Below are 24,678 nucleotides of genomic sequence, written 5' to 3'. Positions count from 1 at the left end.
TGGGAGGCTCCATTCTGTAGTTAAAACAAGAAAAAGTACACGCGACCGTACGCTTGATAGCGTTCGGTCATTTGTGCGTTTATAGAAGGAGGACTATTTTGGTTCATCAATACAAAATGGGCGGTTACAATATCGTGATCGATGTCAACAGCGGAGCCATTCATGTGGTGGATGACATGACCTACGATATGATCGAGATGTATGAGTCATCCGATAAGGACAGCATTTTTGCAGAGATGGCAAAACGCTACCCGGATCACAAGGATGAGATCGCAGAAGTCTGGGACGAGATCGCAGAACTGATCGCCGCAGAGGAATTATTTACAAAGGACTCATACGAGCCTTATATCACAGATTTTGCCAAGAGCCTACGGTTGTCAAGGCACTGTGTTTACATATTGCCCACGATTGCAACCTGGCATGCCAGTATTGCTTTGCAGAGGAGGGCGAGTATCACGGCAAACGTGAACTCATGTCTTACGAAGTCGGCAGAAAGGCATTGGATTTTCTGGTTGCCAATTCTGGCAATCGCCGCAACTTAGAGGTGGATTTCTTTGGCGGAGAGCCGCTGATGAATTTTCAGGTTGTTAAGGATCTGGTCGCATACGGCAGGAGTCTGGAGGAAACACATGACAAAAAGTTCCGCTTTACGCTTACGACCAATGGCGTGCTTTTAAATGATGACATCATGGAATTTGCCAACAAAGAGATGGGCAACGTGGTCTTGAGTATCGACGGCAGAAAAGAAGTCCATGACCGCATGAGACCTTTCCGCAAGGGGGCAGGATCTTATGATCTGATCGTACCGAAGTTCCAGAAGTTCGCGGACAGCCGCCATCAGGAAAAATACTATGTGCGTGGAACCTTTACCCATAACAATCTGGATTTCTCTAAGGATGTCCTGCATTTAGCAGACCTTGGTTTCAAGCAGATCTCGGTAGAGCCGGTCGTTGCACAGGAGACAGATTCCTATGCGATCCGCGAGGAGGACTTGCCACAGTTGATGGAAGAATACGAAAATCTGGCATTGGAGATGGTAAAACGTCATGGAAAAGAAAATGACTTCAACTTCTTCCACTTTATGATCGATTTAGAAGGCGGTCCTTGTGTGGCAAAACGTTTGTCAGGTTGTGGATCAGGAACGGAATATTTAGCAGTAACACCGACGGGTGATCTTTATCCTTGCCATCAGTTTGTTGGAAATACCGACTTTTTGATGGGAAATGTGGATGATGGCGTGGTCAATACAGACCTGCGTGACGAGTTCAAGTCCTGCAATGTCTATGCCAAGGACAAGTGCAGGGAATGTTTTGCAAGATTTTATTGTAGTGGTGGATGTGCAGCCAATTCTTACAACTTCCATGGCGATATCCATAATGCATACGATATAGGATGTGCACTTCAGAAAAAACGTGTTGAATGTGCCATTATGATAAAAGCGGCATTGGCTGCAAAAGAAGGAGAAGAAGTATGAAACGATTAAAGAAAGGGCAGGGAGTAGCGTGGCTTGTAGTCCTGCTTGCCTGCATTGTCGGATTTGGTTATCTGGCATGGAATATTGTGACAGCGACCGTTTCCGGCAAAGATGATTTTGACATCCGTCTGGGTCTTGACCTTGCAGGTGGTGTCAGCATTACTTATCAGGTTGTGGGAGATACCCCGTCCAGCGAAGACTTAAACGATACGGTCACCAAGTTACAGAAGCGTATCGAAAATGAACTGGGATCCGACTCCTCTACAACAGAGGCGAGTGTTTATCCGGTCGGTGATGACAGAATCACTGTTGAGATTCCAGGTGTTAAGGATGCTAATGCACTTTTAGCAGAACTGGGAACGCCGGGCTCTATTTATTTCATCGCGCAGACAGATGCTGATGGAAACCAGAACTATTCTTATGACAGCACGACCGGTGGTTATAAGTTGAATTATGACCTGAATGATCTGATCGCAAATGGTTCCGTTATTTTGCAGGGGTCTGATGTAAAAAATGCTACGGCTACCAATCAGCAGAACCAGACAACAGGAGCAACAGAGCCGGTGGTATCTATTAGCTTGACAGATGCCGGAACAAAGGCATTTGCGGATGCAACCACAACGGCTTACGCAAGAGGTGAATCTATCGGTATCTACTATGACGGACAGTTTGTCAGTGTACCAAAGGTAAATGCAGCCATCACAGATGGCAAGTGTGTTATCGAGGGTATGAGTGATTTTGATGAGGCAGACAGCCTTGCTTCTTATATCCGTATTGGTGGTCTGAATCTGGAACTGGAAGAGTTGCAGTCAGAAGTCGTAGGCGCACAACTGGGAAGCAGCGCATTATCTACCAGTTTGCTTGCAGCAGCCATCGGTCTGATCATTGTCATGATCTTCCTTATGATCATGTACCGTGTGCCGGGTGTGGCAGCGTCCCTTGCTTTAGCACTTTACACAGGACTTATGTTATTTATCCTGTGGGCATTTGATATTACCCTTACATTGCCGGGTATCGCCGGTATCATCCTTTCCATCGGTATGGCGGTGGATGCCAACGTTATCATTTTTGCCCGCATCCGTGAAGAGATTGCGGCAGGCAAGAGTGTGATCGCAGCCATTGAGATTGGATTTAAGAAAGCACTTTCTGCCATTGTTGATGGTAATGTGACAACATTGATCGCAGCAGCGGTTCTTGGTGTTTTAGGTTCCGGTACGGTAAAGGGATTTGCCATTACCTTAGCGCTTGGTGTTGTTCTTTCTATGTTTACCGCCTTGGTCATCACAAGAATTTTGATGAACGCTCTGTATGCAGTAGGACTCCGTGATCAGAAGTTCTATGGCAAGGCAAAGGCAATGAAGAATATCAACTTCATGAGCAAGAAGGCAGTCTTCTTTGCCTGCTCTATCCTGGTGATCTGTGTCGGCTTTGTCGGCATGGGCGTACATGGTGCAAAGGGAGATAAGGCATTAAATTATAGTCTGGAATTTTTGGGCGGTACTTCAACAACCGTAGAATTTAACGAAGCCTACACTTTGGCACAGGCAGATGATGAAATCGTGCCAAAGATCGCTGAGGTCATCGGCAATAATGACGTCCAGACACAGGTTGTTGATAATACCAATCAGATCATCTTTAAGACCAGAAGTCTGGATCTGGAGCAGAGAGAAGCACTCAATACCATGTTAGAAAATGATTATGGTGTAGACGAGAGCGCGATCACTTCTTCCAATATTGGTTCTACCATCAGTGGAGAGATGCGTTCACAGTCTTTGATTGCTGTTATCGTAGCAGCATTCTTTATGCTTCTTTACATCTGGTTCCGCTTTAAAGATATCCGGTTTGCAAGTAGTGCCATCATTGCCCTGATCCATGATGTGCTTGTGGTACTGGCACTTTATGCAGTTGCACGTATTTCTGTGGGCAGCGCATTTATTGCATGTATGCTTACGGTTATCGGTTATTCTGTCAATGATACGATCGTTATCTTTGACCGTATCCGTGAAAATAAAAAAGTACTTCGTGATGAGACACCGGAGAGTCTGCAGACACTGGCAAATGAGAGTATCACGCAGACACTTTCCAGATCCATCAGTACCTCCTTTACGACAGTTGTTATGGTACTTATGCTTCTGATTCTTGGTGTAACAAGTATCCGCGAATTTGCATTGCCACTTTTGGTTGGTATTGTATGCGGTACTTATTCTTCTATCTGCATCGCTACAGAATTATGGTATGTGATGAAGGTACATATTAAGGGAAAAAAGAAGGCAAACTAAGATAGGTTACTTGTAAACATGCACATCATAAGGAGGAAAGGATGTACACATTAGAAGATATCAAAGCAGTAGATCCACAGATTGCAGATGCCATTACGGCAGAGTTTGGCAGACAGTCCAGCCATATCGAACTGATCGCTTCGGAAAACTGGGTGAGTCCGGCCGTGATGTCGGCAATGGGCAGTGTACTGACCAACAAGTACGCAGAGGGTTATCCCGGAAAGCGGTACTATGGCGGATGTGAGTGTGTTGATGTGGTAGAAGAATTGGCAAGAGAGCGTGCTAAAAAATTATTTGGATGCGACTATGTCAATGTACAGCCACATTCCGGGGCTCAGGCAAACATGGCAGTGCAGTTTGCCGTACTAAAGCCGGGAGATACTGTGATGGGTATGAATTTGGATCACGGCGGTCATCTGACCCATGGATCACCAGTCAACTTCTCAGGTACTTATTTCCATATTGTTCCTTATGGTGTGAATGATGAGGGATTTATTGATTATGATGAGGTGGAGCGCCTTGCAAAAGAATGTCATCCTAAGATGATCATTGCAGGTGCATCTGCTTATGCAAGAGCCATTGATTTCAAGCGTTTCCGTCAGATCGCCGATATGGTAGATGCGGTGCTCATGGTTGATATGGCACATATTGCCGGTCTTGTTGCAGCAGGTTTGCATGAAAGTCCGGTTCCTTATGCGGATGTTGTTACGACAACAACCCATAAGACTTTACGTGGTCCGCGTGGTGGTATGATCATGGCTACCGCAGAGGCGAATGAAAAATATAACTTCAATAAGGCTGTATTCCCTGGAACACAGGGCGGTCCGCTCATGCATGTGATCGCAGCCAAGGCAGTCTGCTTCCAGGAAGCTTTGCAGCCGGAGTTTAAGGTCTACATGAAACAGGTGGCTGACAATGCACAGGCACTTGCCAAAGGCTTGCAGGATAGAGATATCAAGATCGTATCCGGTGGTACTGACAATCACTTGATGCTTGTCGATCTGACCCCATATGATCTGACAGGAAAGGCAGTTGAAAAGTGGCTGGATGATGCACACATCACCGCCAATAAAAATACCATTCCGAACGATCCGAAGAGCCCATTTGTTACAAGCGGTATCCGTCTTGGTACACCGGCAGCTACAAGCAGAGGCTTGAAGGAAGACGACTTTGATCGTGTTGCAGAGGCAATCGCCAGCGTGATCAGGGAAGGCGAAGATGGCGTGGCAAAGGCGCGCAAGATTGTGGACGAACTCACAGATAAATATCCGTTGAAGTAATAACTTTGCTGCGAAGCAGTGGGATTACCAATAGATTTTTGATAATGGAAGGAAAACAAAATGATCGATATTAAGTTTTTAAGAGAAAATCCTGAAATTGTAAAACAGAACATCAAGAATAAGTTTCAGGAGCACAAACTTCATCTGGTAGATGAGGTTATCGAGTTAGATGCGCAGGCGAGAGCTGCACAGCAGGAAGCAGATGAACTCCGTTCCAAGAAGAACAAGATCGCTAAGCAGATCGGTGCTTTGATGGGACAGGGCAAGAAGGAAGAGGCAGAAGCAGTCAAGGCTGAGGTTGCCGGTATTTCTGCGAGACTTGCGGAGTTAGAGCCGGAAGAAAAAGCATTACAGGAAAAGGTTACACAGATCATGATGAACATTCCAAACATCATTGATCCATCCGTACCGATCGGCAAGGACGATTCCTGCAATGTCGAGATCGAGAAGTTTGGCGAGCCGGTCGTTCCTGATTTTGAGGTTCCATATCATACAGATATCATGGAACGCTTTGACGGCATTGATCTTGAGAGCGCTGGAAAGGTTGCTGGAAACGGCTTCTACTATCTGATGGGAGACATTGCAAGACTGCATTCTGCAGTGATCTCTTATGCAAGAGACTTCATGATTGACCGTGGATTTACCTACTGTGTACCACCGTTTATGATCCGTTCTAACGTGGTTACCGGTGTTATGAGTTTTGAAGAAATGGATGCCATGATGTATAAGATCGAGGGTGAAGACCTCTATCTGATCGGTACATCCGAGCATTCTATGATCGGTAAGTTCATTGATACTTTGAATGATGAAGAAAAATTACCATATACCCTGACTTCTTATTCTCCTTGCTTCCGTAAGGAAAAAGGTGCCCATGGCATCGAGGAACGTGGTGTTTATCGTATCCATCAGTTTGAAAAGCAGGAGATGGTCGTTGTATGTAATCCGGAAGATTCCAAGGCTTGGTATGACAAGTTGTGGCAGAACACCGTTGATCTCTTCCGCAGTCTGGATATCCCGGTTCGTACCCTGGAGTGCTGTTCCGGAGATCTTGCAGATCTGAAAGTAAAATCATGTGATGTAGAGGCATGGTCACCTAGACAGAAGAAATATTTCGAGGTAGGCTCCTGCTCAAATCTTGGGGATGCACAGGCTCGCCGTTTAAAGATCCGTGTGAAGGGTAAGGATGGTAAGTATTTTGCCCATACCTTGAATAACACGGTTGTTGCACCACCAAGAATGTTGATCGCATTCTTAGAGAACAACTTAAATGCAGATGGTTCTGTTAATATTCCAGTGGCTTTACAGCCATACATGGGCGGTAAGACAGTGCTTGTTCCAAAGCATTAGTGTGTCAAAAAGAAACATATCGAAGCACAGTGAGCCAATCGCTGTGCTTCTTCTTATAGCAGGAAGTTTGTAATCATACAAAAGACAGGCATATTTTGGGGTAGCATATATTCAGATAAATCAAAAATATAAAGAGAGGTAGAAGGAATTATGGTAGTAGCAGTAACTTATGACAAGGAAACAGGAAATGTAGGTCAGCACTTTGGACATGCTGATTTTTTTAAACTCTATGAAAATGAGAACGGAAAGATTATGGATTCTGCGGTTGTGTCACCATTTGGACAGGGGCATGAAGCAGTGGCAAGCACAATGGAGGACTATTCTGTATCACTTGTTATCTGCCAGAATATCGGCGATGGCGCCCTGCAGGCCTTGTCTGCTTATGGGATAGCAGTATGTCCGAATGTGGAAGGACTGGCTGATGATGCCATAGAAGCCTTTATGCAGGGAAGTCTTCTGATCGCAGATGCTCTGAATTGTGATTGTGACCATAGCACAGGCGGATGTTGCGGAGGAAGTGATGGAGCCTGTGGCAGTGGATGTGGTGGATGCTGCCATTAAGGAACGCAAAATAAGTGAAGACGTGTTGGTAGAGTGGAAAGAGGCAAGTGTGCGATAATGATAGATGGCGGATACATTGCTCATAAAGAGGGAGAACGGGAGCAGACATTAAAACAGCATCTGGAAGAAACAGCCAGACTAGCAGGACAATTTGCGGCAAGATTTGGAAAAGAAGATTGGGGATATTGCTGTGGATTGTTGCATGATATAGGGAAATATTCCGATGATTTCCAAAACAAGATTATAGAGAATAACAACAATATGGTTGATCATTCTACTGCAGGTGCGCAACTTTGTATGAAACTTGGAGGTTATTATTCTTTCTTAAGTTATTGTATCGCAGGGCATCATGCAGGGATACCCGATTATGGAAATTCAGCAATCGCGACCAGTTTATGCGGAAGACGCGAAAAGAAAATTGCTGATTATGAAGCATACAAAAAAGAAATCTGCATCCCTCCAATATCAACACTGCCAATGAAAATAGCCAAAGGTCGAAACAATGATTTTTCTTTGAGCGTTTTTATAAGAATGATTTATTCATGCCTTGTGGATGCTGATTTTTTAGACACAGAGGCATTCATGAAGAATGGACAAACGGAGCGCGCCCCAGGACAGTCCATGGATGTCCTTTTGGATAAATTGGAAAAATACATTTCTACATGGTTGTTGAACGATGACTTAAATAGTGTTGATGGAAGGCGAACGGAGATACTGAAACACTGTTTGGATGAGGGAAAGAAACCAAAAGGTGTTTTCCGCTTGACAGTGCCTACTGGGGGTGGGAAAACAGTGGCATCACTTGCGTTTGCTCTAAAACATGCGGTAGAGCATAATATGGATCGTGTTATTTATGTTATACCATACACCAGTATTATTGAACAGAATGCACACATTTTTCGTGAGATTCTCGGTGATGATAATGTGTTAGAAAATCATTGTAATGTAGATTATGAAGGAACGGAAGAATTTAGACCAATGCAACTTGCAAGTGAAAATTGGGATAAGCCGGTTGTTGTAACTACAAATGTACAATTTTTCGAATCCTTATTTTCAAACAAATCCTCTAAGTGCAGAAAACTTCACAATATTGCAAACAGCGTCATTATTTTTGATGAAGCACAGATGCTTCCAATAGATTATTTGACACCTTGCCTATCAATGATACAGGAATTGGTAGAAAATTATGGAACCAGTGTTGTATTATGTACGGCAACACAGCCGGCATTGGATGACTTTTTTGTTTCTAAAGAACAAATTGTGGAATTATGTCCAAGGCTGGGAGAACAATTTCGTTTTTTTGAGCGCGTGACATATCAGAATATTGGATCTATTTCCCAAGAGGGCATAACAGAACTTCTTGCAAAAGAGCAGAGTGTTTTGTGCATTGTAAATACGAGAAAAGATGCACAAGAACTTTATCATTCGCTTCAAGGGGGAGGGGTATATCATTTGTCTACAAGCATGTATCCGAAACATCGAAAGCGGGTACTTAAGTGTGTTAAGGAACGATTGTCCACGAAGAAAAAATGTATTCTAATATCGACAAGTCTTGTAGAAGCAGGTGTGGATTTGGATTTTTCTTGTGTATATCGTGAGATTGCCGGTATCGATTCTATGATTCAGGCAGCAGGGCGATGTAATAGGGAAGGAAAACGGACAGTAGAAGAGAGTAAAGTTTATATTTTTGAATTAGAGGGTCAGAAGGTGGCGCCAAGCCAGAAACAGCAGATTGATGTTGCAAAAGCAGCCTTGTGTGATTACCCAAATATTGCAGATATGGAGAGTATTACGGCATATTTTGCACGTTTATATAAATTCCGAGGAGAGAATCTGGATAAAAAACATATTATGGATGAATTCCGAAACAAGGACTATAATTTTGCAAAAGTCGGGAAAGAATTTAAATTAATCGAGCAGGATACAAAAACTGTTTTTATTGGAATTGAGCCGGAATCCCATGAAATATTGCAAGAGATTAAAATAAAAGGCATATCAAAAGATAGAGTACGAAAGGCGGGGCAGTTTTGTATCCAGGTGAACAGTAATTTTTTTGAAAAATTATATGGGGCAGGTATGATTCAGCCTGTTTCGGAGGATATGCAGGATTTTTACCAATTGGTATCGTTAGAGCAATATTCAGAAGACTGTGGAATTGATTTTTCAATAGATGATGGAATGGCTTTATATATGTAAAATAATAGCGGTGCGAAGGTTGTCTTCACACCGCCATAGTTTAGTTATTCAAAATACTATTATTTCAATCCACTGGATTACCAGACTTGTGTCAGTATAAATGATTTTCTAAAAAAGAGCAATATATTTTTAAAACAACAAAATAAATTTCAATAGTATTTTAAATAAAATAAAAACTTGATAAAAAATAAACTGTGTAGTATAGTCAATTTATAGAGTTTGAAATCGAGCGAAGTATGGTTGAAAAAGGAGAAAGAGCATGATTTTATACCATGGAAGCAAACAAATAGTAGAATATGTAGGAAATGAGGTTGTATATGGGAACAAAAAATAATAATGCACTGTTTTATACTTGCAGTTTGATTGAATATATAGGACGCGTAAAAAAAGATCCAGACAGGATGTGACGGAATATTTAGGGAAAAAGGAAATACAAAGAATCTATGAATATGCTGACGTGTTTCACTGTGAGCCAATTGAAAAAGTTTCAAATGAGTTTATTGATGCATCTCACATACCAGAGGGGAATTTTGATAATGTTGGGGAATGCAGATATCGAATACCGGATTATTGGGATATTGGAGAGGTATATGAAAGATTGATTGAAGATTGTTATACAGATGAACAGATTTTAATGGGCATATGGGAGGTATATCATTCTTGGGTGGATGAATGGATTTCTAATTATAATACAGATTTTTATTTTCAACCACGAGATTATATAGCGGCCTGCTATAAGAAAGGAGAGGTACTATAAAATGGCAATGGGGGTAAAGGTTCAAGTATGGGGCGATTATGCATTGTTTTCGCGTCCGGAAATGAAAGTGGAACGTTGTTCCTATGATGTGATGACACCGTCAGCTGCGAGAGGAATTTTGGAAGCAATATACTGGCATCCCGGACTTCGCTGGGTGATTGATAAAATTTATGTTCAAAATCCAATTCGATTTACCAGTGTAAGACGTAATGAGGTGAAAAGCAAAGTTTCTGCAAGCAATGCTTTACAGGCATATAATGGATCAGATAAGTCTATTTATATTAGCACAAAGGAAGAGATTGTACAGAGAGCATCCTTGATTTTATGTAATGTCTCTTATGTGATCGAGGCACATTTTGAAATGACAGATCAGGCAAATGCATCTGATAATCCCGGAAAGTTTAAGGATATTATGATGCGACGACTAAAAAGAGGCGAATGCTACCATATGCCGTATTTTGGGTGTAGAGAATTTCCTGCTCAGTTTTGTTTATGCGAAGAAAAAGAGATACATACGATATACGATGAAGTGCCAGAAAAAGATCTTGGGTTTATGTTATATGATATGGACTATAGTGACAGAGATAATATACAGCCGATGTTTTTTCGAGCAGTTATGAGAAGAGGCGTGCTGGACTTGAGAGACTGTGAGGTGATTCGATGATTTTGCAGGCATTGGTTCAACATTATGAAAATCTTGCCAAGGAAGATAAGGTGCCAAAACCAGGCTGGTGTTTCGCAAAGGTTTCATTTGCAATTGATCTGAATAAAGATGGAAGCATCAAAGCGATTATATCATTGAAACATGAAGAAGAACGTGGAAAGAAAAGTGTATGGATTTCAAGTGATATGCAGGTGCCGGAGATGGTGACTAGATCCTCTGGGGTGTCAGCAAATTTTTTATGTGACAATGCAAAATATTTTTTGGGGATTGATATAGATGGGACAAGTGAAAGAACGATGGAATGCTTTCAGGCAGCGAAGAACCGGCATTTGTCAATCTTAAAGGAAACAGATGGTGTAATGGCGGAGGCAATCTGTAAATATTTTGAAACTTGGAATCCATCAAATGCATTGCATGATCCATTGGTGCAAGAACGTTGGGAAGAATTGAATGAAGGTGGTAATCTGATTTTTACCATGAGTCAGTTATACGCACAGGATGATGCGTCAATTAGAATGGCGTGGGAAAATCGGAAGGAAAATCTGCAGGAAGAAACAAAGGGTATTTGTCTTGTAACAGGAGAAAAAACAGAGATTGCACGTATTCATAGAGGGATAAAAGGGGTTCCGGGTGCTCAGTCAAGTGGCGCGGCATTGGTTTCCTTTAATGCGCCTGCATTCGAGTCATATGGCAAAGAACAAAGTTACAATGCTCCGGTTGGAAAGTATGCAGAATTTGCTTATACAACTGCTTTAAATTATCTATTAAATCAAAAAGAATATACATTTCAACTAGGGGATTCCTTGGTGGTCTTCTGGGCGGAATCGGCAAAGCAGGAATATCAAAAAATGTTTTTCCTGTCATTAGATCCACAACCGGATAACCAGGAACAGTTAAAAAAAGTTTTTGGAAATTTGAGAAAAAATATATGGGTTGATACTGAGGATGTCAAGATAGATCCAGAGCAGAAATTTTATATTTTATGTTTGGCACCGAATGCAGCAAGATTGTCGGTTCGTTGCTTTTATCAGAATTCATTTGGAAATATAATGAAAAATATTGAAAAACATTATAGACGAATGGAAATAGTAAAACCATCTTGGGAAAATCAGGATTATTTAGGAATTCGTAAGATGCTGTCAGCAACAGTAAACCAGAATGCAAAAGATAAAATGCCTATTCCCAATATGGCAACAATGGTTTTAAAAGCAATATTAGAGGACGACAGGTATCCAGAGAGTCTTTATACGGATACGTTGATTCGAATTCGTGCGGAACAGGGGAAAATCACCTATGGTCGTGCTGCTATTCTAAAAGCTTTTTTAATTCAAAATTATCAATGGAGAGAAGGAGAGAGTTATATGGGATTGAACGAAGAATGTCAAGAAACTGCATATGTATTGGGCAGAATATTTGCGGTACTGGAATTCATTCAAAAAGATGCAAATCCGGGAATTAATACAACGATTCGAGACCGTTATTTTAATTCTGCATGCGCAACGCCAGCATCTGTTTTTCCGGTTTTGATGAAGTTGAAAAACAGTCATATAAAGAAGTTAGAGCGAGAATCGGTAGGTAAGAAAATACATTTTGAAAATTTGTTGACAGAACTTATTGTAAGAATAGAAATGACCGAGGGAGCAAGCGGATTTCCAAAGCGTTTGTCATTGGATGAGCAAGGAAAATTTATGTTAGGTTATTATCATCAAACCCAGAAAATGTATGAAAAAAAGGAGGAAAAATAAATGGGAGAGGCGATTAAAAACAGATACGAATTTGTTGTGTTATTTGATGTAGAGAATGGAAATCCAAACGGAGATCCGGATGCCGGTAATATGCCAAGAATTGATCCGGAAAGTGGATTGGGATTAGTTACAGACGTATGTTTAAAACGTAAAATTCGCAATTATGTTGAAATGGTGAAAGAGGATGCAAAGGGATACCAGATTTATATAAAAGAAGATGTTCCATTAAACAGAAGCGATCGTAAGGCATGTGAAAGTTTGGAAATTGAAGAAAAAGATGATAAAAAGATAACGGACTCTCTGAAAAAATTGAAAAAAACTGATCCAGATGTAGATGTGAAATTAAGAGATTACATGTGTGATAATTTTTATGATATTCGTACTTTTGGGGCTGTCATGACAACATTTGTAAAGGCTTCTTTAAATTGTGGTCAGGTGAGGGGACCGGTACAGTTGGGGTTTGCAAGAAGTATTGACCCAATTATTAGTCAGGAAGTGACAATAACTAGGGTAGCAATTACTACAGAAAAAGATGCTGAAAATAAAAATACGGAAATGGGTAGAAAGAGCATTGTACCATATGGTTTATATCGTGTAGAGGGATATGTATCAGCAAATCTTGCAAGAAAAGTTACCGGTTTTTCGGAGGAGGATCTTGATTTACTGTGGGAAGCAATTATCAATATGTTTGAAAACGATCATTCTGCAGCAAGAGGAAAAATGGCGGTTCGTGAGTTGATTGTTTTTAAGCACAGTAAAGAATTAGGAGATTGTCCGGCATATAAGTTGTTTGATGCAGTCGAAGTGAAAAAGAAGGAGGAAGTTGAATATCCAAGAAAATATCAGGATTATATTGTTCAAGTACACGAAGAAGATATTCCGAATACTGTCGAAGTGAAAAGGATGATTTAATGGAGTATACAGAAGAAGAGTATTTAATGATATCGGGGATACAGCACTTTAAATTTTGTAGAAGACAATGGGCGTTGATTCATGTTGAACAGCAATGGGCGGAAAATGTTCACACGGTAGTCGGAGAATTGATGCACAAAAGAGCACATGATCCATATTTTGACGAGAAGCGGAAAGATACGCTTGTTGTTCGGGCACTTCCGGTTGCGTCAAGACAACTTGGAGCAAGTGGAGAATGTGATATTGTAGAGTTTCATAAATGCGACGATGGTATTACTTTGTGTGGTCATCGTGGAACGTATTCGGTGTATCCAGTTGAATATAAAAAGGGAAAACCCAAAAAGACAGATGAAGATAAATTACAATTGGTTGCTCAGGCAATGTGCTTGGAAGAAATGTTCTCTACAAATATACAAGAAGGTGCTATTTTTTACGGAGAAACAAGAAAAAGAGAGCGAGTGGAATTTTCAGATGCACTTCGAAAAGAAGTGAAAGATATGTTTCAGGAAATGCACGAGTATTATAAGAGGAACTATACGCCAAAAGTAAAACAAAGCAAAGCTTGTAATGCATGTTCTCTGAAAGATATATGCCTTCCAAGGTTGGAACAAACGTCGTCTGTCAAAAATTATATAAAACAGATGCTTGAGGAGGGAACAGAGTGAAGAAGTTGTTAAATACTTTATATGTAACATCTGAAAGTAGTTATCTGAGTTTAGATGGAGAAAATATTGTTGTATATGATGAGCAAAAAGAAGTGGGACGGGTGCCCTTACATAATCTGGAAGGTATCGTATCTTTCGGATACAGGGGGACAAGTCCAGCGCTTATGGGGGCTTGTATGGAGCGTAATATTTCACTTTGTTATTTAACACCGCAGGGGAAATTTTTGGCGCGTGTTATAGGAAAACGAAGGGAAATGTAGTTTTACGTGAACAACAATATATCAGTTGTAAAGACGAAACAATTAGTTTGGAACTTGCAAAGAATTGTATTTTAGGAAAAGTGTATAATGCAAGATGGGTGTTGGAGCGTGCAATCCGAGATCATGCAATGCAGATTGACCAGGAACGTGTAAAACATGCATCACAGCAGTTAAAAAATTCATTGGAATTGATACAGGATGCTAATTCGCTGGACCAATTAAGAGGGTATGAAGGGGAGGCAGCCAGTATTTATTTTGGAGTTTTTAATGAACTTATTTTGCAACAGAAAAACGATTTTGTGTTTCAGGGCAGAAATAAAAGACCGCCATTAGATAATGTAAATGCAATGCTTTCTTTTGTATATACTTTATTGACAAATCAAATAGCCTCTGCGTTGGAGGTTGTTGGGTTAGATCCATATGTTGGATTCCTTCATACAGATAGACCGGGAAGAGTTTCATTAGCGCTGGATTTGATTGAGGAGTTTAGGGCTGTGTGTGCAGATCGTTTTGTTTTGTCATTGATTAACAAAAAAATAGTAAATAAAAAGAATTTTAAGAGAAAAGAAAATGGTGCAGTTATCATGGATGATGAAATCAGGAAAAAAATTTTGACAGAATGGCAAAATAAGAAAAAAGAAATGATTACACATCCTTTTTTGAAGGAAAAAGTTGAGTGGGGGATGGTTCCTTATGTTCAGGCTATGCTACTTGCAAGATATTTGCGAGGAGATTTAGATGGGTACCCGGTTTTTCTGTGGAAATGAGGTGGTAAAGAATGCTCGTGTTGATTACATATGATGTAAATACAGAAAGCGCAATGGGAAAAAGTCGACTTCGGAAAGTGGCAAAACAGTGCGAAAATTACGGAAGGCGAGTTCAAAATTCTGTATTTGAGTGTATCCTTGATCAAGCGCAATGCGTGAAATTAAAGGCAGTACTCAGTGATATTATAGATGAAAGCGTCGATAGTTTGCGCTTCTATTATCTAGGAAATAAATATCAAACCAGAGTAGAACATATTGGCGTTGAACGAGGAATACCGGTTGATCAGCCCCTGGTTTTGTAACATGTAGAGTGCGAATGACATGCACACATAAAATACCTGTGTGATTCGCACCAGATATATGCCGCATATTTTTTATTATGTGGTATTATGCATCCGCAAAAGGATGCATAGAAATGCAATGTATATTTATAATTGTCACATATGAATGAAAATATGCGAAATTTTTGTATAATATTGCTGTCGCTCCCCGTGTGGGAGCGTGGATTGAAATCTATATGGAAATGTATGTTGCCTAAATGGATTAGTCGCTCCCCGTGTGGGAGCGTGGATTGAAATTTATAAAAGGGCAACAGTGCTGTGTCCTCTCGCTCGTCGCTCCCCGTGTGGGAGCGTGGATTGAAATACATAAGGCTTGACCCTTTGCAGGTACATGTCGGTCGCTCCCCGTGTGGGAGCGTGGATTGAAATATTATTAACCGTGGACGAGTACAGGGAGTATCGTGTCGCTCCCCGTGTGGGAGCGTGGATTGAAATTGAATGTAGTGGTGATAGATACACAGCGATTACGTCGCTCCCCGTGTGGGAGCGTGGATTGAATGATAAGTACGCTATTGCAAGTTATAACGCAGTACGTCGCTCCCCGTGTGGGAGCGTGGATTGAAATAGAAGTGAATCAGAATTTGCACAGTTTATCAGTGTCGCTCCCCGTGTGGGAGCGTGGATTGAAATATACATATCAGATTAGTATGTTTGCCACGGAACCGTCGCTCCCCGTGTGGGAGCGTGGATTGAAATACATGCCAGTACGACAAACCGCACTTCGACCCGTGTCGCTCCCCGTGTGGGAGCGTGGATTGAAATCTTATCTTCCTGTAACGTGCTTTCCTGCATCTTTGTCGCTCCCCGTGTGGGAGCGTGGATTGAAATTTGGAACTTGTCATCCTATGGGCGTTTTACTTTGTCGCTCCCCGTGTGGGAGCGTGGATTGAAATAAGGTCAAAGACTGCCGTCACATTTGCCTGTTCTGTCGCTCCCCGTGTGGGAGCGTGGATTGAAATAGCGTAAATTGGTAAATTCCTACTTTAGACAGCGGTCGCTCCCCGTGTGGGAGCGTGGATTGAAATCAAGTGACCAAGGAGCCTGCTCTCACTTCCGGCCGTCGCTCCCCGTGTGGGAGCGTGGATAGAAAAGAAATACTTGGAATAAACAAAATATCTGCCAACTAATGTACAAGCGATAAAAAAACAGAAAATTCTGAAAAAAGAGTGGTAATATGCCATCCACCTTGCTACAATAGCAGTAAGAGAAAACGAAGCGAGGAGGACATGTGACATGAAGGTTTTTACAACGGACAAAATTCGTAATGTGGTTGTTCTGGGGCACAGTGGGGCAGGCAAAACCAGTCTGGTGTCCGCGATGAATGGTATTGCAACCGCATCCAAGCAACGCATGACAGAACCGGCGGCAACAACGCAGATGCTTGTGCAGCCGATTTTGTGGGACGATCACAAGATCAACATTCTGGATGTGCCGGGAGCATTCGATTTCGTGGGGGAGATTGAAGAAGCCGTAGGCGTTGCAGATGCTGCCATCATCGTTATTTCCGGTAAGAATGGTGTGGAGAACGGAACGCGCAAGGCATGGGCTATGTGCGAAAAATACCATTTACCGCGTATCGTTTATGTAAGCGACATGGATATTGATGATGTCTCTTTTAAAAATGTTGTACTGGGTTTACAGGAATTGTATGGCAAGTGTATTGCACCTTTTCATTTTCCACTGCGTGAAAATGAGGAATTTGTGGGTTATGTCAATGTGATCCAAGAGCGGGCAAAGCGTTGGCAATCCGATGGAACGGTTGTAAAGTCAGAAGTGCCGGAATATTCTATGGAAAATCTCTCTATCTATCGGGAAGCCCTGATGGAGGCGGTAGCAGAGACCAGTGAAGAATTTCTGGACCGCTATTTTGCAGGCGAGACTTTCTCGGAGAACGAGATCCGACAGGCACTCCGCGTCAATGTATCCGAGGGAACAATCGTACCGGTCATGATGGGATCCAATACCATGGAAAGAGGTATGTATACACTATTGGCAGACATCATCAAATATCTGCCGTCACCGGATCAGCGCAGTGCAACCGGTATGAATGTTCTGACCCAGGAACTTTTCGAGGCTAATTATAATTTTGCTAAGGCAAAGACAGCCTATGTATTTAAGACTATCATGGATCCTTTTATTGGAAAGTATTCCCTCTTTAAGGTCATGTCCGGTGTTATCAAGTCAGACGATAACCTATACGACCCAGTCAAAGGACAGGAGATCCGCATCAGTAAGTTGTATGTCATGAAGGGAAGCAAGGCAGAAGAAGTAGAGGAACTGCACGCGGGCGATGTGGGTGCCCTCAGCAAGGTGTCGGGCTTGCAGACCTCCACGACACTTTCGACCAAGGCAACGCCGGTTCTTTATCCGGCGACCGCAATTTCCACGCCATATTGTGCAATGCGCTATTTTGCGGCCGATGCCAAGGAGGATGACAAACTGACGCAGTCGCTTTTAAAACTGGCAGAAGAAGACCGGACACTTCGGGTGGAAAATGACAGTGAAAACCGTCAGACGCTTGTATATGGCATCAGTGAACAACATTTGCAGGCGGTCGCAGACCGACTAAGAGCCAAATATAACGTCGAGATGCAATTAGAAGCACCGAAAGTAGCATACCGTGAGACTATCCGGGGCAGTGCGGATGTCGAATACAAGCACAAGAAGCAATCCGGTGGACATGGACAGTATGGACATGTCAAAATTAAAGTATCTCCGTCAGAAGATCTGACCAGCGCATATGAATTTGAAGAGACTGTTGTTGGCGGAGCCATACCGAAGAATTTCTTTCCGGCAGTGGAAAAGGGTATTGCCGAGGGAACGCAGGCAGGACCGCTCGCAGGATATCCGGTGGTCGGCATCCATGTCAATCTTTACGACGGCTCATCTCATTCGGTGGATTCGTCAGAGGCAGCCTTTAAGACAGCAGCCACCATGGCTTTAAAGGATGCCTCATGAAAGCCGATCCTGTCCTTTTGGAGCCAATCGCATCGCTTCAGGTGCGTGTACCGGAGGATAAAGTTGGCGATGTTATGGGAGAACTCAGCAAGCGCCGTGCCAGGATCATGGGCATGAATCCGGAGCAGGAGAATGGCAGGCAAAGGATTGAGGCAGAGATTCCCTATGCAACACTCTATGGTATCGGGACAACACTTCACTCTATTACAGGAGGGGAGGCAGAGTATTCCTACGAATTCCTGAAATATGAAGTTGAAAATAAGGGATAACTTAAGAAAGTCTTAAAGACTTCCCTACTTGGAAATTAAATGATGAACCGCTACAATATGTATATGATTAATCAATACATGTTGTGGCGGTTTTTGTGTGTCGGATGCATAATTTTGCAAGGCATCAGATATCATCTTAAAAAACACAACAAAATTCTCTGGAGGATAAAATGGTAAACGTACTGGTTTGTGATGATGAAAAAGATATTGTTTCTGCACTGCGGATTTATCTGGAAAGTGAGGGCTATCAGGTCTATACGGCATATGACGGTATAGAAGCGCTGGAAGTGCTGGAAACAAAAGAAATACATTTGGTGCTCCTGGATGTGATGATGCCACGGCTGGATGGGATCCAGACCATGGCAAAGATTCGCGAGACATCTAATGTTCCGATCATACTTTTGACAGCAAAGAGTGAGGATACGGATAAGGTTTTAGGACTCAATGTCGGCGCAGATGATTATGTGACAAAACCTTTCAATCCGGTAGAATTGCAGGCCAGGGTCAAATCACAGTTGCGCCGCTACATGCAACTGGGGGGAAACCATGCAAGCGCTTCCGGTGATGATGGCATCATCGCGATCGGTCCGATCGTATTAAATGATCGGGCGAAAGAAGTGACGTTAGATGGAGAACTGGTCAATCTGACAAGGACAGAATATGATATCCTGCATCTTTTGATGGAAAACCCGGGAAAAGTATTTTCCCCGGCACAAATCTATGAACAGGTCTGGAAGGAAGATGCCTTTGGCACAGAAAATACCGTTGCTGTCCATATCCGTCATCTGCGTGAAAAACTGGAGTATGATCCGGCAGAACCAAGGTATGTTAAGGTTGTGTGGGGAAGAGGGTACAAGGTTGAAGACAAATAGAGCCCGTCCGTACAAACTGCCACGATGAAATAAAACAGGAAGAAATGTGAGGAATTTGATATGAAAAAAAATTGGAAAGGACAAACGGCGTATAAGGCTTTTGCGCTTTTGATTGCTTGTATAACCGGAATAACTACCCTGCTTGCCGCTATCATGATGATCTTCAGTATCGGTTTACGTGCCGAATATGGGAATCAAAATGATACGATCGCAGAACTCATGCAGGAACATATGGTTTCCAACTATGCAGCCTATTTGAAGGAGAGTGCAACCGAAGAGGGCGGCTCCTGGGATGCTTTGGATGGCTCTTTGCTGACCTACGCAGTAGAGCAGATTGATTTTCAGGTAACAGGAGATGGCGACAAACTCAATGTTGTGCGGAACAACAATTTTGTCTATGGATCACCTTATCTGATCCAGTGGCTGCAGGATAAAAACCATCGGGAAATGGATGGCGTGTATGAAAATGTATTTTTCGATAAAAATGAATACCATTATAACACGGATACCTGGTTGGGAGCCATGCAGACCAATGTCTATGGATATGTTGGAAATGATGAAGTCTATCTGGATGAAAGCAAAAATGGAGATCGGTTGGAGTATTATGATTATGACGTAGACAGTGAAGATGCAGATAATATAGAAGAAAATCTGACAGATGAAGACAATATGTCGGATGATGTCGAAAATGAAGGGAATAATGCAGGAGACCTTCTTGCAGGAGAACTGCCGCCGGAAGGAACGTATACATTCTACCGTATTTATATGATTCCAAATCTGGAAGATGTATTTCTGGAGGCAAATGATACAGCGCAATTGACGGATGAACAGCAGGAAGTAGTCAAAGAGAATTACCGCGATGCGGCAATCACCATTATGGGATCTTTTTCTTATGGAAAAAGTGCTTTGGATCCAGGCAATTTCTTTGAAGTCATCAATCGTCTGCAAAAATATGAAGATGATCTGGTCTTTGCCAATGGCATGAGTGATTATCTGTGGATTCCGTATATACTTACTGCCATACTGACTATGCTGCAGAAGGTTTATCTGCCGATCCTTCTGGTATCGTTGCTCTTGTTTATCGTTTCCTTTGTTTTTCTGATGACCATGTCCGGACATCGCAAGGAAGATGATGCGATTTACCTACGATGGGCGGATCGCGTACCTTATGGTATTTACGGCATTGTAGTTGCAACAGGTGTATGCTTAGGCGTGATAGGGAATATAGGATTGTGGATGGCCTATTATAGTGGGGTTCTGGCATTGGCAGAGTTCGTTACTTTGTCCATTGTGCTTGCAATCCTTTGGACATTGCTTGCACTGGCATTTTGCATGAGTACGGCAACGCGTATCAAGTCAGGTCAATTCTGGAAACATACACTTTGGCATTATATTGCAGCCTTTTATAGAAAATGGCTGATCAATCCTATCAGACGGCTGCATCGTGCAATACATGAAAATACAAAACTAAGCACGCGTTTAGGCCTAGGGCTTGCCATTTTAGCCTTGGTGGAACTGATGGCCTTACTGGCAACCGGTATTTATGGCGCAGGCGTTTTCCTTTTCTTTTTATATAAGATAGCCGAGACAGCCTTGATCTTCTATCTGGTCTTGATGGCAAAGAAATTAAAAGATGGTGGAAAGCGTGTCGCCAGTGGCAATTATAATGAGCCGATCGATACCACACATATGATTGCTCCTATGAGAGAACACGGCGAAGATATCAACCATGTGGGCGAGGGGATCGCTATTGCAGTGGCAGAACAGATGAAGAGTGAACGCTTCAAGACAGAACTCATCACGAATGTGTCGCATGATATCAAAACACCGCTGACCTCTATTATCAACTATGTAGATCTGATCAAAAAGGAGGGTATTTCTGAGGAAAAAGTAAGAGAGTATGTCGAGGTCTTGGATCGCCAGTCAGCTCGTTTGAAAAAACTTATTGAAGATCTCTTAGAAGCATCCAAGGCATCCACCGGTAATGTAGAGATGCATATGGAAGCCTGTGATGCCGCTGTGATGATCTCGCAGGTGGTCGGAGAGTATCAGGATAAACTGCAAGCACAGGATATTGAGATTGTGGTAAATGAAGCAAAGAATCCTGCCAACATCATGGCAGACGGCAGACATCTGTGGCGGGTATTTGATAATATCATGAGCAATATTTGCAAATATACACAGGACCATACCAGAGTCTATGTCAATGTGGAAGATGCAGGTGACCAGGTGCGCATGATCTTTAAGAATATTTCCAAGTATCCGCTCAACATCAGCAGTGACGAGTTGATGGAACGTTTTGTCAGAGGTGATGCATCGAGAAATACCGAAGGTCACGGCTTGGGACTTTCCATCGCATCCAGCCTGACCGCACTCATGGACGGACAACTGACCATCGATATTGACGGTGATCTCTTTAAGATCACGGTTGCGATGAAGAAGCAGGCTTAGAAAGGCTCTGCACATATGCGGATGGGGGCAGCCCGGTGCGCTTCTTAAAGACAGAAGAAAAATAAGACGGCGTGGAAAAATGTAATTTGGCACTCAGATCAGTCAGGGAAATGTTGTTATAGGTCAACATTTCCTTGGCTTTTTCTATGCGCAGATCTGTCATGTATCGCCGATGGACTGCCCGGTCTGTTTTTTAAACTGGGAGGACAGGTAATAGGTGGAATAGCCTAGGGCTTCTGCCAGATCCTCCAGAGTGATCTTTTCATAGATGTTGCGGTGGATCAGTGCGATGCAGTCATTGACAAAAGGAGAGTATTCCTTTCCCTGTAACTGGATCTCATGCACGCGGTGGATAAAGGTATCATAGGCAAGAAAATGGATATCCATGATATTGTTGAGGTCTGTGCAGTCAGGGGATTCGATCTGCTGGATATAGTAGTCACTGAGAGAGTAGGCTTCGTCCGGATCCATACCGCCACGGATGGCGGCGCGGGTAATGAGTGCCACAAAGACAATGATCTCATCCTTTTCCTGTCTGACGATATCGCCCGGGCTCATAAGTCCTACCAGGTAGTTGTCTGCAGATAATTCCGTATTTTGCAGTTCGTCCTGATAATGGATGTTGCCGGTCTCGACATGTTTTAGCATAGCACATTCCATGGCATAACTACTGTGTTCGGTGATGGTAATATCGTGTGCTGTGCTGCCATTTTTCTTGGTTGGAGCCAAGGTATTTTTGGAACTGAGTGGATTGAGGGTGGGAAAAGAGGTGGTGGTCAGATTTCCCGGTGCTTTTCCATAAAGAGTGTAGTAGAGCATGCGCACGCTCTGCAAAAAGAGGCTATAGGGAATGACCGGAATCTCCTTCTGCACTTCCATCATGCGGTGCTGAGAGGATATGGACATATGCCAGTCGTCCAGCAGGCGCTTGAAATTGATCTCCGATACGGAGGAGTTTAAAAAGGGACCTAAGACGTAGAAAGAGTCTAAATTGTCATCTACAATATAAGGCTGGATCGCCCAGGTCAGGCAGAGGCGGTCCGGGTAGAGGATGGGCATGGTGGAGTTGGAAGCATAGGTCTTTAAGGCATCATCCTTGGAGTCAAAAAAGAAGTTGCGGACTTCGTTGATCCAGGGACAGTTGGTATCCAGGAGTTCCCAATCCTTTGTATAGTGCCAGAAGCAGATATTATTTACTGCATATAAAGAGTCGAATAAATAAGTAAGTTTTTGTGTCTGATACATGCTAAGTCCTTTCTTTCTCATCTTGTATTATCCATATCCTAGCACGTTTTTGTTAAATTTTCTATAATGTTTAATGAAATATTGTTAGAAATATCGAAATTTTAACAGGGTAAAACACAAGGAATTGGTATGATAAATACAAGGAATGGTCATGTGAAAGCACATGATCTTACAAGGAGGATATTACTTATGAAGAAAAAAGCAAATTGGCTGGATCCGAGTACAACAGCCGAAAATGAAGTCCTGCCGGGCTATCTGAAGTGGGCATGGACATCCAGAGGACTGTCTCTGGCACTCAATGTTCTCTTGATCATGCAACTGACCTATTATTGTACCGACATGCTGGGCATGGGGGCAACACTGGTCGGAACCTTGCTTCTGGCATCCAAGATCTTTGACGGTGTGACAGATTTGTTTGTTGGTTTTATCATCGATGCGACGCATACCAAATGGGGCAAGGCAAGACCGTATGAGATCTTTATCGTCTTTGTATGGGGACTCACCGTACTTCTTTTCTCTGCACCGGAGATGAGTACGACCGGAAAAGCAATCTTTGTATTTGTACTTTATACACTGATCAATTCCGTCTGCGCTACTTTCTTAAATGGTGGCGATGCCGTATATCTGGCAAGAAGTATCCGAAGCGAGAAGAATCGTGTATCCGTTATGTCCTTTAATGGTGGTATCATCATGCTGTTTTCTATCGTAATCAGCATGCTTTTGCCACAGTTGATCGCAGGCATGGGATCTACCAAGGAAGGCTGGACGACCATGGCACTGATCTTTGCCATTCCGTGTGCTATTATCGGTATGTTCCGTTTCATCTTTGTCAAGGAAGTGGTAGATGACAATCAGCCATCCGACCAGCAGAAAGAGGAGGTACAGAAGTTCCCGCTCAAGCAGAGTTTAAAGTGTGTATTCTCTAACAAATACATCTTTATTCTGGCTGGTATGACCTTAGTCGTACAGTTGGCAACCAATATCGGTACAGCCGTAAATACATATTATTTCAAGTACATCATGGGTAATATCGGTCTGGCAACACTGGTTTCTATCGGTAGTATGCTGACACCGGTCATCCTGCTGATCTTCCCGGTACTTTCCAGAAAGTTCGGAACCGTTCCGATCCTGCGTGCAGGTGCTGTTTTAGGCGTTGTTGGTTATGGCATCCGTATTCTTGGTGGAACTAATCTGGTTACTCTGACACTTGGTTCTGTTATTGGTGGTGTTGCGATTTTACCGGTTACCATGATGATCTCTATTTATCTGATCGATACCATGGACTATGGCGAGTGGAAGACCGGAACCAGAGTAGAAGGTATGCTTGCTTCTGTCAACTCTTTTGCTTCTAAGTTGGGAAGTGGTATCGCATCTGGCATGGTAGGACTGATTATGGGACTTGCCGGATATGATGGAAGTCTTGCAACCCAGTCAGCATCCGCTCTGACCTCTATCCAGGTACTCTTTAACTATGTACCTATGGTTCTGATGGTTGTACTTTTGATCCTTGGTATTGCATACAAGTTGGATAAAGAACTTCCACAGATCAAGGCTGACCTTGCAAAAAAGCATGAGGCACAGTAAGAAGAAAGCGAATAATTTTAAAAAAAACGTAAAAATTTAATAAGTCAAAAG

At 42.6% G+C, this 24,678-nt stretch carries 15 protein-coding genes, 4 pseudogenes and 1 CRISPR repeat array; of the genes and pseudogenes, 17 read left to right on the top strand and 2 right to left on the bottom strand.

Translation table 11 applies throughout. The features are described 5' to 3' along the window. The first annotated feature begins 98 nt into the window (after positions 1 to 98). The 16 genes and pseudogenes from scfB to DW996_RS07360 all read left to right on the top strand — a co-directional run bounded on the left by scfB (position 99) and on the right by DW996_RS07360 (position 21,798). Positions 99 to 1,474 (top strand): annotated as a pseudogene (gene scfB / locus DW996_RS07435) (thioether cross-link-forming SCIFF peptide maturase). After that, a complete protein-coding gene (gene secD / locus DW996_RS07430; RefSeq protein ID WP_118281705.1) occupies positions 1,471 to 3,753 on the top strand; it encodes a protein translocase subunit SecD in 2,283 nt (760 codons plus the stop codon). Before scfB ends, secD begins: the two are co-directional and overlap by 4 nt. A gap of 41 nt (positions 3,754 to 3,794) precedes the next feature. Then, positions 3,795 to 5,033, top strand: coding sequence for a serine hydroxymethyltransferase (glyA, locus tag DW996_RS07425; RefSeq protein WP_118281706.1), 1,239 nt, complete (start codon positions 3,795 to 3,797; stop codon positions 5,031 to 5,033). A 60-nt stretch (positions 5,034 to 5,093) separates the two neighbouring features. Then, positions 5,094 to 6,380 (top strand): serine--tRNA ligase, encoded by a 1,287-nt coding sequence (gene serS, locus DW996_RS07420; RefSeq protein ID WP_118535311.1) that lies wholly within the window; start codon positions 5,094 to 5,096, stop codon positions 6,378 to 6,380. A 150-nt stretch (positions 6,381 to 6,530) separates the two neighbouring features. Further along, positions 6,531 to 6,941 (top strand): NifB/NifX family molybdenum-iron cluster-binding protein, encoded by a 411-nt coding sequence (locus DW996_RS07415; RefSeq protein ID WP_118535310.1) that lies wholly within the window; start codon positions 6,531 to 6,533, stop codon positions 6,939 to 6,941. A 57-nt stretch (positions 6,942 to 6,998) separates the two neighbouring features. After that, on the top strand, positions 6,999 to 9,137 hold the full coding sequence (gene cas3 / locus DW996_RS07410) for a CRISPR-associated helicase Cas3' (protein ID WP_118535309.1): 2,139 nt from the start codon (positions 6,999 to 7,001) through the stop codon (positions 9,135 to 9,137). A 317-nt stretch (positions 9,138 to 9,454) separates the two neighbouring features. Beyond that, positions 9,455 to 9,894 (top strand): annotated as a pseudogene (locus DW996_RS07405) (hypothetical protein). Position 9,895: 1 nt separating this feature from the next. Continuing rightward, positions 9,896 to 10,558 carry a type I-C CRISPR-associated protein Cas5c gene (cas5c, locus tag DW996_RS07400; RefSeq protein WP_118535308.1) on the top strand — a complete coding sequence of 221 codons (663 nt, stop codon included), beginning with the start codon at positions 9,896 to 9,898 and terminating at the stop codon, positions 10,556 to 10,558. Continuing rightward, positions 10,555 to 12,303 carry a type I-C CRISPR-associated protein Cas8c/Csd1 gene (cas8c, locus tag DW996_RS07395; RefSeq protein WP_118535307.1) on the top strand — a complete coding sequence of 583 codons (1,749 nt, stop codon included), beginning with the start codon at positions 10,555 to 10,557 and terminating at the stop codon, positions 12,301 to 12,303. Before cas5c ends, cas8c begins: the two co-directional genes overlap by 4 nt. Next, positions 12,304 to 13,215, top strand: coding sequence for a type I-C CRISPR-associated protein Cas7/Csd2 (gene cas7c, locus DW996_RS07390; RefSeq protein ID WP_118535306.1), 912 nt, complete (start codon positions 12,304 to 12,306; stop codon positions 13,213 to 13,215). Beyond that, a complete protein-coding gene (cas4, locus tag DW996_RS07385) occupies positions 13,215 to 13,880 on the top strand; it encodes a CRISPR-associated protein Cas4 (RefSeq protein WP_118535305.1) in 666 nt (221 codons plus the stop codon). The genes cas7c and cas4 overlap by 1 nt, the downstream gene beginning before the upstream one ends. Continuing rightward, positions 13,877 to 14,907 (top strand): annotated as a pseudogene (gene cas1c / locus DW996_RS07380) (type I-C CRISPR-associated endonuclease Cas1c). Before cas4 ends, cas1c begins: the two are co-directional and overlap by 4 nt. Positions 14,908 to 14,918: 11 nt before the next feature. Beyond that, the gene (gene cas2, locus DW996_RS07375) at positions 14,919 to 15,209 is read left to right on the top strand and encodes a CRISPR-associated endonuclease Cas2 (RefSeq protein WP_118535304.1); all 291 of its coding nucleotides are present in this window, start codon (positions 14,919 to 14,921) and stop codon (positions 15,207 to 15,209) included. Positions 15,210 to 15,388: 179 nt separating this feature from the next. After that, positions 15,389 to 16,339: a CRISPR direct-repeat array (repeat unit 32 nt; unit sequence GTCGCTCCCCGTGTGGGAGCGTGGATTGAAAT). Between the two features lie 142 nt (positions 16,340 to 16,481). Next, positions 16,482 to 18,475: pseudogene (locus DW996_RS07370) on the top strand (elongation factor G). A 170-nt stretch (positions 18,476 to 18,645) separates the two neighbouring features. After that, positions 18,646 to 19,347, top strand: coding sequence for a response regulator transcription factor (locus DW996_RS07365; protein ID WP_118281709.1), 702 nt, complete (start codon positions 18,646 to 18,648; stop codon positions 19,345 to 19,347). A gap of 60 nt (positions 19,348 to 19,407) precedes the next feature. Next, entirely contained in the window at positions 19,408 to 21,798 is a 2,391-nt protein-coding gene (locus DW996_RS07360) for a sensor histidine kinase (RefSeq protein ID WP_118535303.1), read from the top strand. On the opposite strand, the gene DW996_RS15030 is transcribed toward DW996_RS07360, so the two are convergent. Together DW996_RS15030 and DW996_RS07350 are read right to left on the bottom strand one after the other, a co-directional pair. After that, on the bottom strand, positions 21,770 to 21,928 hold the full coding sequence (locus DW996_RS15030) for a helix-turn-helix domain-containing protein (protein ID WP_442969954.1): 159 nt from the start codon (positions 21,926 to 21,928) through the stop codon (positions 21,770 to 21,772). The genes DW996_RS07360 and DW996_RS15030 overlap by 29 nt on opposite strands. Positions 21,929 to 21,957: 29 nt before the next feature. Next, positions 21,958 to 23,064, bottom strand: a complete 1,107-nt coding sequence (locus DW996_RS07350) for an AraC family transcriptional regulator (protein WP_118535301.1) — start codon at positions 23,062 to 23,064, stop codon at positions 21,958 to 21,960. 168 nt (positions 23,065 to 23,232) lie between these two features. Between DW996_RS07350 and DW996_RS07345 the strand changes: the two genes are divergently transcribed. After that, positions 23,233 to 24,627: an MFS transporter gene (locus DW996_RS07345; RefSeq protein ID WP_158575261.1), complete on the top strand. Its 1,395-nt coding sequence runs from the start codon at positions 23,233 to 23,235 to the stop codon at positions 24,625 to 24,627. The last annotated feature ends 51 nt before the right edge of the window (positions 24,628 to 24,678 follow it).

Source organism: Roseburia sp. AM51-8, assembly GCF_003478275.1.
In the GTDB taxonomy this organism is placed as follows: domain Bacteria; phylum Bacillota; class Clostridia; order Lachnospirales; family Lachnospiraceae; genus Pararoseburia; species Pararoseburia lenta.
Note: the sequence above shows the minus strand (reverse complement) of the source record. Positions and strands in the feature narration are given on the sequence as shown.